The sequence below is a fragment of the Bifidobacterium catulorum genome, assembly GCF_003129925.1.
GTDB lineage: Bacteria > Actinomycetota > Actinomycetes > Actinomycetales > Bifidobacteriaceae > Galliscardovia > Galliscardovia catulorum.
On record NZ_QFFN01000002.1, the window covers coordinates 1 to 18,700 of the forward strand.

An 18,700-nucleotide genomic window follows, 5' to 3' on the forward strand; every position below is an offset into this window, starting at 1 on the left:
GACCGGTTGTTTGATTGGCTCTCCTTGGGGAGGGGGCCGATTGGATCATTTGGTTGGCTCCCCTCGGGATCGAGGGGAGCTGGCCGCCGTAGGCGGTCTGAGGGGAGTCGTGTGGGGTGAGTTCACGTTCACGTGTTCTCCCCTCAGTCGGCTTTGCCGACAGCTCCCCTCAGGGAGGGGAGCCGATTGGATGGAACGGTCGTTTGATTCGCTCCCTCGGGGAGGGGAGTCTTTTGGATGGAACGGTTGTTTGATTGGCTCTCCTTGGGGAGTTTTTGGTAGGAGGGTGGGGGTCGACGACGGACGAGGATAAAGTTCATCGTTCGTATGCACGGATACGCACTTGCGGGGGTAAGCTGTAGCCTGTGAGTGAAAACGGAGAGAAGACCGCGCCGCAATCGGCGGGGCACGTGCATTTCGCCGGCATCGATGGCATCAGGGCATTGGCGATCATCGGCGTGATCGCGTTCCATACGCGCCCGTCCCTATTGCAGGGCGGATTCATCGGCGTGACGATGTTCTTCGCCGTCACCGGGTTCCTGACCACGCGAACCGTATTGAACGCCGTGGATTCCACAGGCACGTTCGGATACGGACGGTATCTGGTCAAACGCGTCAAACGAATCTGGCCCCCGGTGCTCGCCACCCTCGTCGTGACGCCGGCGCTCGTATGGCTGTTTGCGCCGAGCCTGCTGCAGAAGGTCGTCTCCGACACCCTGCCCAGCGCCCTGTTCGCCAGCAACTGGGTGTACATCTTCCGCAAGGTCCCGTATTTCCAGGCCGCGGGTCTGCCGTCCCCGCTGACCCATCTGTGGTTCCTCGGCGTCACCATGCAGTTCTATATCCTATGGCCGCTGATCATGCTGGCGATCGGCAAAATCGTGAAATCCAAATGGGTCCGTTCCGTGATCGTCGTCGCCATCATGGCCGCGTCGTCCACGGCGATGTATCTGATGTTCGACCCGGCGAGCACGTCACGCGTGTACTACGGCCTCGACACCCGTCTCGCCGAACTCGCCGCCGGAGCGTTGCTGGCCATATGGATGACGCCGAAGGCATCCTCCGCCGCGTCCACCACCATTTCCGCCGTGGTCCCCGTCCCGGCGGTGCCGATGCCGTCTTCGGTGCCGATGCCGTCGAAGACCGTCGACGGTCTGCCGTCCGTGCCCATGCCCGGCGCCGGCTCGCCTGCGGCCGCCGACGTCCCTGCGGTTCCGGCTGCGCCGATGCCTTCCTCCACGACCGACGCCCGGCCGGCGTCGAAACGCAACGTCGGCGTCATCCTCGCCGATGTCTTCGGCGCGATGGCGCTCGCGGCGCTGCTCGCCGGATTCTGGTTCGCCAACGGCTACCTGCCGTACATGTATCAGGGCGGATATCTCGTCGCCGCCATCGTGTCGCTGATCATGCTGGCCTGCGCCGTGAACAACGACGCCGTCTGGGCGAAGATCCTCGGATGCCGGCCGCTGCGCTATATCGGCTCACGGTCGTTCAGCCTGTATCTCGTGCACTATCCGCTGCTGCAGATCATGAATCCGGCCACCCGCACCGAGGAGCTGCCCTGGTGGGGATGGGTCATACAGATCGCCGTCATCCTTGTCGTGGGTGAGGTGTTCCACCAACTGGTCGAGGCCGCACGCAAACGTCGTTCCGACGCAGGCCGCGACAACCAGGGACATGACGGTCACGACGTCGGCAACGTCGCGCAAGGCGACGGGCCGCGCGTGGCGGAAAGCTCCTCGGCCGCCGCCGTCAATGTCGCCGTCGATGCCGCATCTACCCCGCGGAAGCCGGACGACCCGAACGCCGCGCCCGTGTTCATCGGCAACGGATCCAGCGTCGTCGAGGCCCACGGACTGCCGCAGCGCAATCTCCACGCCGTCGAGGAATTCGAGGAGGCGCGATCGTCCGAGGATCTCGGCGCGGCGCTTTCCGAATTCGAAAGCGACGAGGACACCGACCTCAACGTCATCAAGGTGGCCATGCCCAAGGGCGAAGACAAGCCGTACCCCATGCGGCCAGACCCCGGCGAGGCGGCGCGGGCCGCCGCGGCCGCAGCCGGTTCGGATCATGATTCATCCGCTGCCGGCCGACGCTCGCTTCTTCGCATCATACGCGACTCCGGCCTTCGTCCCGGTGCATGGATCATGTCGGTACTCGGCGTCATCACCGTCATCGCCCTCACCTGGGCGCCGGTCAATTGGGCGCAGGTCGCCCGGTCCCGCGCCATCCAGCTGAACCCGGCCCTCGCCCAGGAGGCCGAGCCCGGCACGCCGCTCAAGCCGCGTCCCAAGCCCAAGCCCAAAAAGACCACGCCCAAGCCGGCTGCCACGAAGAAGACCCCGACCGTCAAGTCCAAGGCCGAGAAGGTGCCGAACAACTTCGACATCTCCAAATACCACTATGACGCGGCCACGCAGAGCTGCAGCGCCGACATCATGATGGTCGGCGACTCCGTGACCTCCGGCACGTCGGACTTTATCCGCGAGACGTTCCCCAACGGCTACATCGACGGCAAGCCGAACCGTCAGATGCCCGAGGCGGAGGGCATCTACCGCACCGACGTGGCCGCCGGGCATCAGGGCAGCGTCGTCATCTTCGGTCTCGGCACCAACGGCATCATCGAAAACGAGCAGGAGGTGCAGAAGCTCATCGACACGACCGGCGGCAAGCCCACGTTCTTCGTGACCATCCGCATGCCGTATCCGTGGCAGGAGACGAACAACAACAAGATGCTGCGCGCCGCCGCCGCGAAGAACCCCAATGTCGGCATCATCGACTGGCATGGCTACAGCGAGGGGCACAGCGAATACTTCGGCGAGGACGGCATCCATCCCGGCATCACCGGCGCCGAGGCGTATGCGACCATGCTGCGGCAGGCCATCTGCGGCCGATAACATCCGTTCGGCCCGGCTCGGCCCGGCTTGCCCAGCCCAGTCCGGCTTGCCCAGTCCGGTCCGGCTCGGCTTGCCCGGCTCAGCTCAGCAGCGCGGCAATCACGGCGATGAAGATCGGCGACGTCATCGTCGACAGCAGAATGCCGTCGCGCGCGAACGTGAGGCCCACGTTGTACCGCGCCGCGTAGTTGTACACGTTCTGCCCGGTCGGCAGGGCGGCGAGCACCACGCAGGCGTACAGCGTGGCGCCGCGGAAGCCCATCACGAAGTAGGCGAGCAGGAACGCGACCACCGGCATCACGATGTTCTTCAGGACCGCCACGGTGAGGATCGCCGGCCTCGACGACTTCTGCTGCATGGGCTTGGTGCCGTGCAGCGACATGCCGAACGCCATGAGGATCATCGGCACCGCGGAGTCGCCGATCATCTTGATCGGGTCGAACAGGAAGTTCGGCAGGAACCAGCCGGTCCAGGCGTTCACGGCCGACAGCGCGATGCCCAGCAGCGAACCGATGAGCAGCGGCTGGTGCAGCGGCTGCTTCGCGATCTCCTTGAGCGACACCTTGCCCTTGGTCGTCACGTCGAGGACGGTCAGGCCCACGGGCGTGAAGATGGCCTGCTGCATCACCAGGATCGGCGCGACCAACGCCGGGTTGCCGAGAATATAGGTGGCGATCGGCAGGCCGATGTTGTTGGAGTTGAGATACAGCGAATTCAGCGCGCCGATCGTCGTGTCGGCCGCGCCCATGTGAAAGAACATGCGGTTCAGCACGACGAACAGCAGTCCCACGATCGCCGCCGAGAAGAACGCCACGATGATCGACGAATGGAAGATCTCGAAGATCGGCTCCTTCGACAGGATGGCGAACATGAGGCACGGGCTGGAGACGAAGAAGCTGAAGCGGTTGAGGACCATCTGCCCCTGGGGGCCGCCGATATGCATCCGGGCGGCGATGTACCCCACCGCGATGACGATGCCGATGACGCAGAACCCCTCCATCGCGCTTAACAGGCCTGGCATGCTGCTCCCTTCGTTCGATGCGCCGGTACGCGCGTCACCATACTGCCACACTATATGTATGATGACGTCCTCGTTATCGTTACGTGGAAGGATTCCCCGGCGGCGCGGAATTCCGCGACGCCGCCTGTATTCCCGACGACGCGTATTTCCCGACGTCGCCTCATTCCTCGTCGGACGTGTGTTTTCCCGCGGAAAGCGGATTATAGGCCGCATCCGCGGGAATACGAGGTGTGAATCGGGGGCGTCGGATGAAAAAGCGGCAAATTCACGGCGATGATTCCGCGTGCCGGCCTCGTCGCGGTAATAATTCGGTTACGATGGAACGTTAGAAACCGTTAGCGTTCACCCATGTGATGTGCATACGACGTAGAACGATGCACGTCGACGCGCATCCGATGCCGGACGGCAGGCCGACAGCAGTATCGTCGGACGTTTCGGACGTGGCGCTTGCGGCGAGTTTCGGAGGTTACATGACCATGCCCAGCAAACGCGTGTCCATTTTCGACGTGGCCCGTGCCGCGGGGGTCTCCCATCAGACCGTCTCCCGCGTGATCAACCATTCGCCCAACGTGTCCGTCGCCACTCGCGCGAAGGTGCAGGCCACCATCGACGAGCTGGGGTACCGCCCGTCGAGCGCCGCCCGCGCGCTCGCCACGCAGCGTACGCGCACGATCGCGCTGATCGCCGCCGGCATGAGCTATCATGGCCCCCTTTCCACCATCTCGACCATCGAATCCATGGCCCGCAAGCATGGCCTGTATGTGTCCATCGCGATGATGAACGACCACGAGTACACGCAGGAGGCGTTCGAGGAGGTGGCGAACTCGTGCCTCGACCAGGGCGTGGAGGCGTTCGTGTTCGTCGCGCCCACCGAGCCGATGGTCGAAGCCGCGCTGAGCGCCCGTCTCAAGGCGCCGCGCATCGTGCTCACCGCTTCGCATGGATCGTCCGACATCGACATCGAGGCCATCGTGGCCAAGGATCCGACCATCGCCTGTCTGGGCATCGACCAGTGGTCGGCGCTGCGGGACGTCGCGGAGCATCTCGCCGGTCTCGGCCACCGCAGGGCGTTGTATCTGTCCGGGCCGCACGACTGGCGCGACGCCGTGACGCGACGGGCCGCCTGGGAGGCGGAGAGCGCCGCGCGCGGCATCGAATCGCGGACGATAGCCGTGGATGATTGGTCCGCGCAGTCGGCGTACGAATGCTTCGAACGTTATCTTGCCACGTTGGACGACCCGAAGTCGCAATTGCCTACGGCGATCGTGACGGCCAACGACCTACATGCCATCGGCGTGCGGCGTTCGCTCGGCGAGCACGGCTTCGACGTGCCGGGCGACGTAAGCCTCGTGGGATACGACGACATGTCCGGCGCCGACAACCTCATGCCGCCGCTGACCACCATCCACCCCGACTTCGCAGCCCTCGGCGTGGCCGCCATGGACGTGCTGTTCTCGCTGCTCGGCACCCCCGCCGACAAGGTGGACCTGCCGAAGCTGCACGGCGTGGCCTCGATCGCCGCGCCGCTCATCGTGCGTGATTCAAGCGCCGTACCCGGGCGATGATTCGCGCCGGCTCGGGAATATGTCGCATATGAGGTGCGCATTCCCGGATTTCGGCAACGAAACGCCGACAATGTCGTGATTTTGTTATCGAGTTGTGTTGCGACTCCGGCGTGGCGGACTGTAATATAGGTAATGGAATGTGAGCGTTCTCAATCCATAGGCTCCCGGCATCCTTCCGCCGGGGATTTATGGCGTGGGAGCAACGACGACGTTGGAATCACATAGTGATCGAATATAAGGAGCAGATACATGAGCGACGCCTCTGACATGGACATCTCGGGAATCGTCGAAAAGATTCGCGGGGGAAAGACATCGCTGGGCATCGAATTCGGCTCGACCCGAATCAAGGCCGTGCTGATCGACGATAACTACAACACCATCGCCTCCGGCGATTACCAGTGGGCCAGCCATCTCGAAGACGGTCTGTGGAGCTATTCCATCGAAGAGATCTGGAAGGGTCTGCAGAGCGCCTACGGTGCCATGGCATGGGACGTCAACCAGGCCTACGGCATCGAGCTGACCCGTGTGGGCCACATCGGCTTCTCCGCCATGATGCACGGCTACCTCGCCTTCGACAAGGACGGCGAACTGCTCGTGCCGTTCCGCACCTGGCAGAACACCAACACCCACGAAGCCCACCTCAAGCTCTCCGACCTGTTCCAGTACAACATCCCCGAACGCTGGAGCATCGCGCATCTTTACCAGGCCGTGCTCAACAAGGAAGAACACGTAGGCAAGGTCGCCTACTTCACCACGCTCGCCGGCTACGTGCACTGGAAGCTCACCGGCAAGAAGGTGCTGGGCGTGGGAGACGCCTCCGGCATGTTCCCAATCGACCCCACCACCCACACCTGGGAGAAGGAACTGCTTGCCAAGTTCTCCGCACTGCCCGAAGTCGCGGCCCAGCCGTGGAAGATCGAGGACCTGCTCCCCGAGCCGCTCGTCGCCGGTACGCCCGCCGGCGAACTCACCGCCGAAGGCGCCAAGCTGCTCGACCCGTCCGGTAAGCTCCAGCCCGGCATCGTGCTCGCTCCGCCGGAAGGCGACGCCGGAACCGGCATGGTCGCCACCAACTCCGTGCGCGTGCGCACCGGCAACGTCTCCGCCGGAACCTCCATCTTCGCCATGGTCGTCCTTGAGAAGAAGCTCGCCCGGCTGCACCCCGAGGTTGACCTCGTCACCACCCCGGCCGGCGACCTCGCGGGCATGAGCCACGCCAACAACTTCACCTCCGATCTCAACGCATGGGTCGGCCTCTTCGGCGAATTCGCGAAGGCCATCGACCAGCCCGTCAACACCGGTGCCCTCTACGGCACCTTGTTCCGTCTCGCCATCAGCGATCAGGCCGACGCCAATGCCGGCGGACTCCTCAACTACCCGTTCCGCTCCGGCGAATTCCTCGCCGGACTCGAAGAAGGCCGCCCGCTCTTCGCCCGTAGCCCCGAGGCCCGCATGAACCTCGCGAACTTCATGCGCGCCCAGCTGTTCAGCGCATTCAGCCCCGTCAAGATCGGCATGGACGTCATGACCAAGGATGAAGAGGTCAAGGTGGACTCCCTCGTGGGCCACGGCGGCATCTTCACCACCCCGAAGGTCGCCCAGAAGATCCTCGCCGCCGCGTTCGACACCCCCATCAAGGTGATGACCACCGCGGCCGAAGGCGGCGCCTGGGGCATGGCCGTGCTCGCCGACTACCTGTGGCACACCCCGTGGCCGCTCGACGAATACCTCGACCAGCGAGTCTTCAAGGATGCCCAGTCCGTCACCGAGACGCCCGACCCGAAGGACGTCGAAGGCTTCGAGGACTTCTTCGCCCGCTTCCAGGCCGGACTCGCCATCGAGAAGAGCGCCGTGCGCAACATCGACCTCGAAAGCAAATAGTCCGCAAGCGCGAATACACGAATACAGGTTTACGGCTTCCCCGCCGGGGAAGCCGATGAAATGTCAGCAATAATCGAAAGGAAATAATCATGGCTACGTTGGCTGATTACGGTCCCGAAGTCCGCGCCGAAGTCAAGCAGGTCCGCGAGGTCGTCGCCGCCCTGCACGAGCAGCTCATCAAGTGGAACCTCGTCGTCTGGACCGCCGGCAACGTGTCGCAGCGTCTGCACACCGCCGACCTCATGGTCATCAAGCCGTCGGGCCTGCGCTACGAATACCTGACCCCGAGCTCCATGGTCGTCACCGACCTCGACGGCAACGTGGTCGACGGTGCCGAAGCCCCCAGCTCCGACACCGCCTCGCACGCCTACATCTACCGCCACATGCCCGACGTGTACGGCGTCGTGCACACCCACTCCACCTACGCCACCGCATGGGCCGCCACCGGTCAGGACATTCCCTGCGGCCTGACCATGATGGGCGACGAGTTCGGCGGCCCCGTGCCCGTCGGCCCGTTCCGTCTCATCGGTTCCGAAGCCATCGGCGAAGGCGTCGTCGAAACGCTGAAGAAGTACCCGAAGTCCCCGGCCGTCCTCATGCAGAACCACGGCCCCTTCACCATCGGCAAGGATGCTGAAGCCGCAGTCAAGGCCGCTGCCATGACCGAAGAAGTCGCCCACACCATGTGGGCCGCCAAGCAGCTCGGCGACATCATCCCCATCAGCGACGAGGACATTGCGAAGCTTAACGACCGCTACACCAACGTCTACGGCCAGCACTGATCTGATGGAGTGTCATCTGCGTTGCGGACAACTCGACGTACTTTTGTACGCCTTCGTTGTCCGCGCCTTGATGACACACGCATCAGACCAGCGGTATGCGTTGCGGACAACTCGACGTACCTTTGTACGCCTTCGTTGTCCGCGCCTTGATGACACACGCATCAGACCAGCGGTACGCACCGTCTTCGGCGCGGCCCCTCGGCTCCCTCTGAGGAGGGAGCTGGCCCGCCGCGGGCGGGTCTGAGGGAGAGGTCGCAACGTCTCTTCCCTCTGTACGTCTTATGGCATGCGCGTCAGACCGGCAGCAGCAACAATACTTCCACAATGAAGTAATCAACAACACAAAAGGAGCCAATTATGGCATTCGAAAACCCCTTCGAGGGCAAGGAAATCTGGTTCGGCGTCGGCTCGCAGGACCTCTATGGTGAGGAAGCCCTCCGTCAGGTCGCCATCCACTCCGGCGAAATGGTCGACTACCTCAACAAGACCGGCAAGATTCCGGCCAAGATCGTCCTCAAGCCCACCCTGAAGTCCTCCGACGGCGTCAAGGAATTCATGGTCGAAGCCTCCGCCAACCCCAACGTCATCGGCGTGATCACCTGGTGCCACACCTTCTCCCCGGCCAAGATGTGGATCCGCGGTCTCGAAGTGCTCACCAAGCCGCTGCTGCAGCTGGCCACCCAGCACCACAAGGAGATTCCGTGGGAGACCATCGACATGGACTTCATGAACCTGAACCAGGCCGCCCACGGCGACCGTGAGTTCGGCTACATCGTCTCCCGTCTCGGCATCCCGCGCAAGATCGTCGTCGGCCACTACACCGATCCGGAAGTCGCCGAGAAGGTCGGCACCTGGGCCCGCGCCTGCGCCGGTTGGGACGCCTCCAACAACATGAAGGTCATGCGCTGGGGCGACAACATGCGCAACGTCGCCGTCACCGAAGGCGACAAGACCGAAGCCGAGCGCGTCTTCGGCGCCTCCATCAACACCTGGGCCGTCAACGAGCTCGTCGCCGCCTACGACGCCGTCAAGGACGACCAGGTAAAGGAAATCATCGAGGACTACAAGGCCAAGTACGACGTCGACCCGGCCCTCCTCGACGCCAAGTACGACTCCCTCTTCATCGCCGCCAAGGAAGAGGCCGCCATGGTCAACATGATGCGTGCCAACGGCTGCACCGCCGGTGTCGACAACTTCGAAGACCTCGGCGCCCTCCCGCAGCTGCCTGGCGTCGGCCCGCAGCGCTTCCCGTCCGAGTACGGCTGGGGCTTCTCCGCCGAAGGCGACTGGAAGACCGCCGTCCTCGTGCGCATCGGCGCCGTCATGGGCTACGGCCTTGAAGGTGGCGCCTCCCTCATGGAGGACTACTCCTACAACTTCACTGAAGGCAACGAGCTCGACATGGGCTCCCACATGCTTGAGGTTTCCCCGTCCATCGGCACCATCGCCAAGCCGAAGCTCGAAATCCACCCGCTCGGCATCGGTGGCAAGGCCGACCCGGTTCGCCTTGTCTTCTCCGGCGCCCCCAAGAAGGATGCCGTCGTCGTCTCCATGGCCGACGAGCGCGAGCGCTTCCGCCTGCTCATGGACGTCGTCGACGTCGTCGAGCCGCAGGGCTCCCTCAAGGAGCTCCCGTGCGCCCGCGCCGTCTGGAAGCCGCAGCCCGACCTCAAGACCGCCGTTCAGTGCTGGATCACCGCCGGCGGTTCCCACCACACCTGCATGACCACCTCCGTCGGTCGTGAGGCTTGGGAGGACTTCGCCCGCATCGCCGGCGTCGAACTCGCCGTCATCGACGACAAGACCACCGCCCGCCAGTTCGAGAAGGAGCTGGAGCTGTCCGAGATGTACCACCGTCTCAACAACCGTCACTGATTGACAGAACGACTTCGTATGCGATGGGAGGCTCGACGTACTCTGATACGTCTTCGTCTTCCATCGCACACGAAGTTTTTTATATCCCGCGCGGATCGTATTGCGTGTTGGACTTTTCGTTGTGTGATGGGAACACAATCGTTGCAATGTCAACGATTGTGTTTTTTGCGGTCCAACACGTAGCTGTAAGTCCAGCACGTAAGGCCAAGTCCAACACGCAACATGGGGCAAAGTCCGTCACGCAAGCCGAAGTCCGTCATATAAGCCGAAGTCCGGCACGCAATATGGTGACGATGGCCTGGCGCCCCCGATTCCGGCCGCCACCCTTCGAAGGCACCGCCCGTGCATATCGCGCGGCGGTGCCTTCGCGCATGATTTCGCGTACAATGACGGTAATCGACGATCAGGGGAAAATACGCGGTAATAGGGAATGGGGGATTGCCATGGCCGATCTGTCACGCAAGGCGCTGGTCATCGGCGTATCGTCGCGTGCGTTGTTTGACCTCGAAGAGGCCAATGGCATCTACGACCGTGACGGCGTCGGGCCGTACGAACAATATCAGCAAAGCCATGTCGACGACCCCCTTGAGCCAGGAACCGCATTCCCGTTCGTCTCGCGCCTGCTGAAATTCAACCAACTGTTCGACGATCCCGACGAAGGCGTGGAGGTCGTCGTATTGTCGCGCAACAGTCCACGGACCGGATTGCGCATCATGAACAGCATCCGTCACTACAATCTGGCCATTACGCGGGCCGTGTTCCGTGGGGGAGCGTCCACGTTCCCGCTGATGCGCGAATTCAACATGGCGCTGTTCCTCTCCGCCAACGCGGACGAGGTCAAGAACGCCGTGGAGAAAGGACTGCCAGCCGGTCTTGTGCTGCCGTTCAACGGGCATCATATCGCCGACGACGACGAACTGCGCGTGGCGTTCGACTTCGACGGCGTGCTCGCCGGCGACTCCTCCGAACGGCTGTTCCGGCAGGTGCAGGAGTCCGACCCCGAACATGCGACCAAACGATACGGCGAACACGAGATGATGAACGCCGACCGGCCTCTCGAAAACGGGCCGCTCGAACAGCTGCTCAAAGGGCTGAACCGGTTGCAAAGCGCCGCGCGGGACAGCACCGCCGAACACAAGCCGTCGTTGCGCGTGTATCTCGTGACCGCCCGAAGTGCGCCCGCGCACGAACGCGCCATTCGCACGTTGGAGGAGAAGGGGCTGGCCGTCGACGAGGCGTTCTTCCTCGGCGGGCTCAACAAGACCCCGTTCCTCAACGAGGTGCAGCCGCACATCTTCTTCGACGATCAGCTCGCCAATCTGGAGAACCCGGCGTTGCGGATTCCCGCCGTGCATATCCCCTTCGGCATACGCAACGACGATGCCGCCGCATAAGGGCGCTGGGTGACGTTGGGTGGCATTGGGTGTTGTTGAGCCCCCATCAAATATCATGCTCGTCGCACCAGTACGAAACATTTTCGCATATCTTTCTCTTTTTTCGGTATTTTCCATGTGATATTGCGTGTTGCGTATGCCGTTTTGTTATAATTTCATGTTAACGCTAACGATAAGTGGAGGTTAACGTTCGCAACAACATCCCACGATGATGTGCGGGTTTTCTCTTATGGGGAAGTAAGGAGAAAAAGTGGTAAAACACATACGAAACAGTCGTGCGCTGAGCGCGGCCGTCGGGCTGGTCGTCAGTCTGGCGATGCTGTTCTCGGTCACGCCGGCGCAGGCCGCGGTCGATTGGGTGGGCAAGAACCTGACCAATCTGGCCATCTACGCCAAGGCGAGTGCCGAAAAGGAAAACACCCCGGTGTCCAACGTCAACGACGGATATATGGCCGGTGCCGCCGCCACGTCGTGGAACACCTGGTCGCAAAGCTCGGTGAACTATCCCACGAAAGTACAGCTCACGTGGAACAGCAAGCAGAGACTTGAAGGCTCCCGCGTGGTCTGGTGGGCCGACAGCAACGACATCCAGGGCGCGGACAGCGTGACGTTCCCCAAGTCCGTAGTCATCGAATACCTCAATGACGATGGCCAGTGGGTCAAGCTCACCAACATGAAGGACGAGGACGGCAAGTCCACCGACCAGATGGGCGTCAAATACGACACCAGCGACGGCAACGGCCTCAACGGTGCCAACAAGTACTGGAACGAGGTGCTGTTCGACGGCGACATCGAAACGACCGCCCTTCGTATGCAGATCGAACGCAACGGCACCGGCAAGAACGGCATCGGCATCAGCGAATGGGAGGCTTACGGCGCCCAGTCCGCCGACTATCAGCCCGGCATCGCGGAAGGCAAGAACATCGCGCCCGAAGCCACGGTGAACGTGAACTATACGAACTCCGGCACCAGTGCGGCCAACATCACCAACCGGGCGCTCGCCGGCAAGAGCGACACCTCGTGGAACACGTGGAAGAACGACGGTGACCTCGAATATCCGCAGCCCGTGGAACTGCAATGGAACGAGCCCCGCAACATCCAGAGCATGCGAGTCATGTGGTGGGCCGACGGTGGCGGCGTGCAATACCCGTCAAACGCCAAACTCCAGTACTACGACCACAAAACCGATCAATGGACCGATGTCACCGGCATGATCGACGATGCCGGCGCAACCGTGGACTCGGTTGGCGTGAAATCCACCGCAGGCAAGTTCAACGGCGACAACCGCGTCTGGAACGGCGTGGCCATCGACGCCAAGAACCCGATCAAGACCACGAAGATTCGTCTGATGGTCGACCGTCCGGCCGGGACGGACACCAAGACCGGCATCGGCATCGGCGAATGGGAGGTGTACGGCACCACCGTTTCCAACGAATTCGTCGCCGGCAAGATCTCCGGCAAGAGCAAGATCGTCAACGGCGAGAACGCCGCCTACACCGCGTCCCCGTTGCCCGCCGACTACAACGGCAATTTCTCCTACCAGTGGAGTGTTGACGGCGACGCCCTGAAGATCATCGCCGGCGCCGACGCCGAGAAGGTCACCGTCGCAGGCGCGAAGAAGGGCGAAGGCACCGTCAAGGTGGCCATCACCGACAAGAAGACCGGCGAGGTGCGCCACGCCAGCTTCCCCGTCACCGTCGAGGAGGTCACCGGCGTCGACACGTACACGACGTCCACCGTGGCCGGCGTCGCACCGATCCTGCCGAACACGGTCGTCGTCAACGGCATCCAGTTCGACGATCCGACACCGTCGACGCACAACACCGGCCAGAAAACCGTCTCATACGACTTCGGCGAGACGTTCAACGCCAAGCTCATGCCCGTAACGTGGGACAAGGTCGACGCCGCGAAGTACGCCGCCGACCAGGTAGGCAAGACCTTCGAGGTGAACGGCACCGTGACGGTGAGCGGCGTGGCGTTCCCCGCCAAAGCCAAGGTGACGGTGAACAAGAAGGCCGCGGCATCCACGGCGAACCAGTCCGTCACGTTCGAGAACGTGAAGCTCACCGACGACTTCTGGAGTCCCAAACAGAAGGTCAACATGATGAAGTCGCTGGAGGTCTCCATCGGCCACATCGAGGAGGCCAGCGGCGGAGAGCCGAACTTCAAGAACGCCGTCAAGAAGCTCAACGGCGAGGAATACTCGGCGTTCAAGGGCTACGTGTTCCAGGACTCCGACATCTACAAGTCGCTTGAGGCCATCAGCTACACGCTCGCCGCCATGGACGGCGACACCGATCCCGACGTGGTGGCCGAAAAGGCCAAGCTTGAGGCCAAGGTGGCCGAATGGGTCAAACTGATCCAGCAGGTGCAGTACGCCGACGGATACATCAACACCCACTTCACGTTGCGGTCCTCCGACTACGCCGGCGGACGTGCCCCCGGCACCCATCGCTGGAGGAACTTCAACAACCACGAGATGTACAACGCCGGCCACTTCATCGAATCGGCCGTGGCATACACCCGCTACCGCGAAGGCATCGGCAAGCCCGATTACAGCCTCTACGTGGCGGCCAAGCGCTACGCCGACGAGATCGTGACCCTGTTCGGACCCAACGGCAAGCGTCACGAAGTGCCCGGACACGAGGAGATCGAACTGGCGCTCGCCAAGTTCTCCGAACTCGTGGAACAGCATGAGGGCGTCGGCGCCGGCGACAAGTACGTCAAGACCGCCCAGACCCTCATCGACCGCCGAGGCGAGGACCCGAAGCTGCGCGACAGCCAGTACGACGGCTACACGCCCGGCCAGCGCGAATACTCGCAGGACAAGCTGCCGTTCACCCAGGAGAAGGACGCCGTCGGCCATGCCGTGCGCGCCAACTACCTGTACGCGGGCGCGACCGACGTGGCCAGGCTCGTCGGCGGCGACACGGAGAAGCAGTATCTCGACGCGCTCGACGCCGTATGGGATTCCGTGGCCAACCGCAAGATGTATGTCACCGGATCGATCGGCGTGGCCAGCCATGGCGAGGACTTCGGCGCCGACTACGAGCTGCCCAGCAATGACTCCTATGCGGAGATCTGCGCTTCCATCGCCCTGGCGAACTGGAATCTGCGCATGAACCTCGTGCATGAGGACGCCAAGTATGCCGACGTGGTGGAGCGCGCCATGTACAACGCCATCCTCGACGGCGTGAACATGACCGGCGACCGCTTCTACTACGCCAACAGGCTCGAACTGCCCACCAAGAACGGGGGCACGCTCGGACGTTCCAGCTGGTTCGCCTGCGCCTGCTGCCCGCCGAACCTCATGCGTACGCTGGCACGCCTGTCGGAGTACATGTACACCACGCACGGCGATGACGTGTTCGTGAACATGTACATCGGCAGCCAGGCGAACATCAACGTCAACGGCACCAAGGTCGGCGTCACGCAGAAGACCTCCTACCCGAACGACGGCAACATCGAGATGACCGTGAACCCCGAGCAGGCCAAGCAGTTCACCTTCAAGGTGCGCATCCCCAGCTGGCTCAAGGGTCAGGCCGACGAGACGCCGACCATCACCGTCAACGGGCAGAAGATCTCCGCCAAGGCCGTCAAGGGCTACGTGAGCATCGACCGTGAATGGAAGAAGGGCGACGTCATCAAGCTCGGCTTCCCGATGGAGATCAAGCTGACCGAAGGCAACGAGAAGGTCGCCGACCAGCAGGGCAAGGCCGTCATCGAGCGAGGCCCGCTCGTCTTCTCCATGGAGAAGGCCGGCAACAAGCAGCTCAACTCGGGCATCGCCAACTTCGACCCGCGCAAGATCCAGCTGCAGCGCGACCAGAAGAACACGCTCAAGGCCGAATACCGCGAGCTGATCTCCGGCATGGAGGCCAGCAAGACCATGGTCATCACCGGCAAGGCCAAGTACGTGGACGGCACTTCGTCGCAGGACATCAGCATCCAGGCCATCCCGTTCTACGCGACCAACAACCGCAGCGACGGTGAGACCTACGTGACCGCCAGCAATTCCACCGGCATGGTCACCTGGACGAAGGTGGCCGGAACCGCGGCCGTCGACAAGACCGCCCTGGAATCCTCGTTGAAGGAGGCCAAGGGGTACAAGGCCGACGACTACAAGCAGGACGACGCATGGAAGACGCTGCAGTCGGCGATCTCCGATGCGGAGGCTCTGGTCGCGGACGCTGGCGCCACCCAGGCCAAGGTCACCGAGGCCACTGCGGCCCTCAAGGACGCCATGGCCAATGTGACCCCGGTCGAGAAGCCGACCACGGTGCCCGTGACCAAGGTAACGGTTTCGGGCAAGACCGAGCTGACCGTAGGCGACACCACGAAACTGGGCGTGAAGGTCGAGCCGGAGAACGCCACCGATCCGACCGTCACATGGTCCAGCTCCGACGAATCGGTGCTTTCCGTGGCGGCGGACGGCACGGTGACGGCGCTCAAGGCAGGCAAGGCCACGGTCACCGCCACCGCCAACGACGGATCCAAGACCTCCGGAACACTGGAGATCACCGTCGCCGCCAAGACGGAACCGAACAAGCCCGCGACCGACGAGCAGCGCAAGCCGCTTAAGGACGCCATCGACAAGGTCAAGGCCGAGAAGCTGGCTGAGAAGGACTACACGGCGAAGACGTGGAAGACGTATGCCGATGCGCTCGCCACGGCGGAGAAGACCCTGGGCGATCCGAACTCCACCCCCGAGCAGGTGACGACCGCGCTGAACGGCCTGACCGCCGCACGCGAGGCTCTGAAGGCGAACGGTTCCAGCGAACGGCCGAAGCCGACGCCCGGACCGAGCGATTCAGGCAACGGCAACGGTGGTAACGGCGGTGCCTCGACGGGCGACAACGGAACCTCCGACGCAGATGCCTCTGCCACCGACGGCCAGTATGGCGGCAATGAGCAGAAGCGGTCCGGCTCGTTGAGCAAGACCGGTGTGGCGGTGGGCGTCATCGCCTTCATCGCCCTGGCCCTCGCCGGCGTCGGCGTCATCCTGACCAGGCGTCGTCGCGTCTGACGGGCATCGTATTGCCTGATACATGTCAGACGATACGATAAGCCCCTATGCCACAAGTCCGGCACGTGGTTATCCCACTACGTGCCGGACTTTGCGTTGTGTGTTGGATGTTGCGTTGTGTGTTGTACTTCGTACTGTGTGTTGGATGTTGCGTTGTGTGACGGGAACGGAATCGTTGCAATTTCAACAATCGTGGTTTTCGGGGTCCAGCACGTAGCGCGAAGTCCAGCACGTGAAGCCAAGTCCAACACGCAGCGTGCCGTTCATACGCTGTCCGTGCACCGCACCGCGCCCGCAGCCTACCGCTTGCCCTCGTACACCTCGCGGTCGATGACGTCGGCGAACACGCTCAGCACCTTGGGCCGCACCACCTTGAGCGACGGCGTCATGCAGCCGTTGTCCTGCGTGAACCGGTCGTCGAGGATCACGAACTTGCGCACCGACTCGGCGCGGGAGACCTGCGCGTTCGCCCGGTCCACATACACCTGGATCTCGTTGCGCACCATCGTGTTGTCCACAAGGTCGGCGATCGGCGTGGAGGCCGGCAGCCCATGCGCCGGCAGCCACGCGGCCAGTCCCTCGGCATCCAGCGTCACCAACGCCGCGATGAACGGCCGCCCATCGCCCACGACCACCGCATGGTCCACGATCGGGCATTCGTTGATCGTCGCCTCCATAGGGATGGGGGAGACGTTCTTGCCGCCGGCGGTGATGATGATGTCCTTGGCGCGGCCGGTGATCGTCAATGTACCGTCGTCGTCGAGCGAACCCAGGTCGCCGGTGCGCAGCCATCCGTCCTCCGTGAACGCCTCCGCAGTCTTCTCCGGCAGGTTGTGGTAGCCGCGGAACACGTTCGCGCCCTTGACCTGCACCTCGCCCTCGTCGGAGATCCGCACCGAGGAACCGGGTGCGCAGCGTCCCACCGTGCCGATGCGGTTGTCGTCCACACGCGTCACCGTGAACGGTGCCGCCGTCTCCGTCATGCCGTATCCCTGGATCATCGGCAGCCCGATGCCGGCGAAGAAGTGCGCAAGATCGGGGTTCAGAGGCGCGCCGCCGCACGCCACGTACTTGATGTTCGGCCCCAATGCGCCGCGCACCGTGCGGTAGACCGCCGACTCGTACATCGCGTGCTCCGAGATCTGCCGCAGCGTGTGCCGCCGCCCTTCCTGTGCGGTGCGGGACCAGTCGCGCGCGGCCTCGGCGGCCTTGGCGAACAGACGCCCCTTCATACCCATGCCGGCCTTGCGCGAGGCCGCGTTGTACACCTTCTCGAATACGCGCGGCACGCCCAGCAGATACGTCGGGCGGAACGATCGCAGATCGGGCAGCAGCGAATGCGTGTCGGGCAGGTAGCCGACCACGCCGTCGTCGGAGCCGATCGAACAGTATTGGATGTACCGGGCGAAGCAGTGGGCGAGCGGCAGGAACAGCAGCAGCCGCGGATGCCCGTCGCAGATCATCTCCTTCATGCAGATGAATCCCGCGCGCACGATCGACAGGAAGTTGCGGTGCGTCAGCTCCGCGCCCTTCGGCGCCCCCGTCGAGCCGGACGTGTACACGATCGTCGCCAGGTCGTCGGCATGCACCGAGTCGATGCGCGCCTGCAGCTCCTCGTCGCTCACGGCGACGCCAAGGCCCTCCAACGCCCCGAGCGCGTTCGCGTCGAGCATGAGTATGCGCTGCAGTTCGGGGCATTCGTCCTTGACCGAGTGCAGCCGGTCGAAGCGTTCCTTGTCGTCGGCGATGGCGATCCTCACATCGGAGTCGTTGAGGATTCGTTTGGCCTGTGCGGCGGAGTCGGTGTCGTAGATCGGCACGTTCACCGCGCCGATGGCGGCCAGCGCGAAGTCCAGCACGCCCCATTCCCAGCGGGTTGCGGAGAACAGCGTCACCGCGTCGCCCTTGCGCACCCCGAAGGCCATGAATCCCTTGGCGCAAGCCAATACCAGACGATGGAATTCGCCGGCGGTGATGTTCGCCCATGTGCCTGGGCCCGTCTTACGGCTGGCGATCACGGTGTCTTCGCCGGTACGGGCGATGCGTTCGGTGAGCAGTGAATACAGCGTCTCGTCGTCGGCGACCTCGATGGTCCCGGGCTCCGTATATTCCTTCATTGATCCTCGATCCTGTGTATATGCGTGCGTCGATCCCACTGCCGGATTCCATGATCCGGCTCCATAATCCGATTCAAGGGTACGTTTCCAAGGTACGTTGGTACGTTTCCATGGTACGGTCAAGCGTTCCCCGCCGCATTGT

The 18,700-nt window shown here is 63.1% G+C and carries 9 protein-coding genes; 7 read left to right on the forward strand and 2 right to left on the reverse strand.

The window, feature by feature from the left end; genetic code table 11:
* Positions 1-365 precede the first annotated feature (365 nt).
* Positions 366-2,897, forward strand: a complete 2,532-nt coding sequence (locus tag DF200_RS11070) for an acyltransferase family protein (RefSeq protein WP_241520075.1) — start codon at positions 366-368, stop codon at positions 2,895-2,897.
* A 79-nt stretch (positions 2,898-2,976) separates the two neighbouring features.
* On the opposite strand, the gene DF200_RS01210 is transcribed toward DF200_RS11070, so the two are convergent.
* Complete coding sequence (locus DF200_RS01210) at positions 2,977-3,918, reverse strand: AEC family transporter (RefSeq protein ID WP_109136485.1); 942 nt, start codon at positions 3,916-3,918, stop codon at positions 2,977-2,979.
* 470 nt (positions 3,919-4,388) lie between these two features.
* Between DF200_RS01210 and DF200_RS01215 the strand changes: the two genes are divergently transcribed.
* The 6 genes from DF200_RS01215 (at position 4,389) to DF200_RS01240 (ending at position 16,441) form a co-directional block, all read left to right on the forward strand.
* A complete protein-coding gene (locus DF200_RS01215; RefSeq protein WP_158275739.1) occupies positions 4,389-5,483 on the forward strand; it encodes a LacI family DNA-binding transcriptional regulator in 1,095 nt (364 codons plus the stop codon).
* A 249-nt stretch (positions 5,484-5,732) separates the two neighbouring features.
* On the forward strand, positions 5,733-7,364 hold the full coding sequence (locus DF200_RS01220) for a xylulokinase (protein ID WP_109136487.1): 1,632 nt from the start codon (positions 5,733-5,735) through the stop codon (positions 7,362-7,364).
* A gap of 89 nt (positions 7,365-7,453) precedes the next feature.
* Positions 7,454-8,146 carry an L-ribulose-5-phosphate 4-epimerase gene (locus tag DF200_RS01225; protein ID WP_109136488.1) on the forward strand — a complete coding sequence of 231 codons (693 nt, stop codon included), beginning with the start codon at positions 7,454-7,456 and terminating at the stop codon, positions 8,144-8,146.
* 357 nt (positions 8,147-8,503) lie between these two features.
* The gene (gene araA / locus DF200_RS01230) at positions 8,504-10,021 is read left to right on the forward strand and encodes an L-arabinose isomerase (RefSeq protein ID WP_109136489.1); all 1,518 of its coding nucleotides are present in this window, start codon (positions 8,504-8,506) and stop codon (positions 10,019-10,021) included.
* Positions 10,022-10,464: 443 nt separating this feature from the next.
* Positions 10,465-11,415, forward strand: a complete 951-nt coding sequence (locus tag DF200_RS01235; protein ID WP_109136490.1) for a 5'-nucleotidase — start codon at positions 10,465-10,467, stop codon at positions 11,413-11,415.
* A 250-nt stretch (positions 11,416-11,665) separates the two neighbouring features.
* Positions 11,666-16,441, forward strand: coding sequence for a beta-L-arabinofuranosidase domain-containing protein (locus DF200_RS01240; RefSeq protein ID WP_109136491.1), 4,776 nt, complete (start codon positions 11,666-11,668; stop codon positions 16,439-16,441).
* 299 nt (positions 16,442-16,740) lie between these two features.
* On the opposite strand, the gene DF200_RS01245 is transcribed toward DF200_RS01240, so the two are convergent.
* Positions 16,741-18,558, reverse strand: coding sequence for an AMP-dependent synthetase/ligase (locus DF200_RS01245; protein ID WP_109136492.1), 1,818 nt, complete (start codon positions 18,556-18,558; stop codon positions 16,741-16,743).
* Between the last annotated feature and the right edge of the window lie 142 nt (positions 18,559-18,700).

Bases quoted from the DNA above. Each gene is read 5' to 3' on its own strand.
- DF200_RS01235 (WP_109136490.1), top strand. From the start codon at position 10,465: ATGGCCGATCTGTCACGCAAGGCGCTGGTCATCGGCGTATCGTCGCGT.
- araA (WP_109136489.1), top strand. From the start codon at position 8,504: ATGGCATTCGAAAACCCCTTCGAGGGCAAGGAAATCTGGTTCGGCGTC.
- DF200_RS01225 (WP_109136488.1), top strand. From the start codon at position 7,454: ATGGCTACGTTGGCTGATTACGGTCCCGAAGTCCGCGCCGAAGTCAAG.
- DF200_RS01215 (WP_158275739.1), top strand. From the start codon at position 4,389: ATGACCATGCCCAGCAAACGCGTGTCCATTTTCGACGTGGCCCGTGCC.
- DF200_RS01210 (WP_109136485.1), bottom strand. From the start codon at position 3,918: ATGCCAGGCCTGTTAAGCGCGATGGAGGGGTTCTGCGTCATCGGCATC.
- DF200_RS01220 (WP_109136487.1), top strand. From the start codon at position 5,733: ATGAGCGACGCCTCTGACATGGACATCTCGGGAATCGTCGAAAAGATT.
- DF200_RS01245 (WP_109136492.1), bottom strand. From the start codon at position 18,558: ATGAAGGAATATACGGAGCCCGGGACCATCGAGGTCGCCGACGACGAG.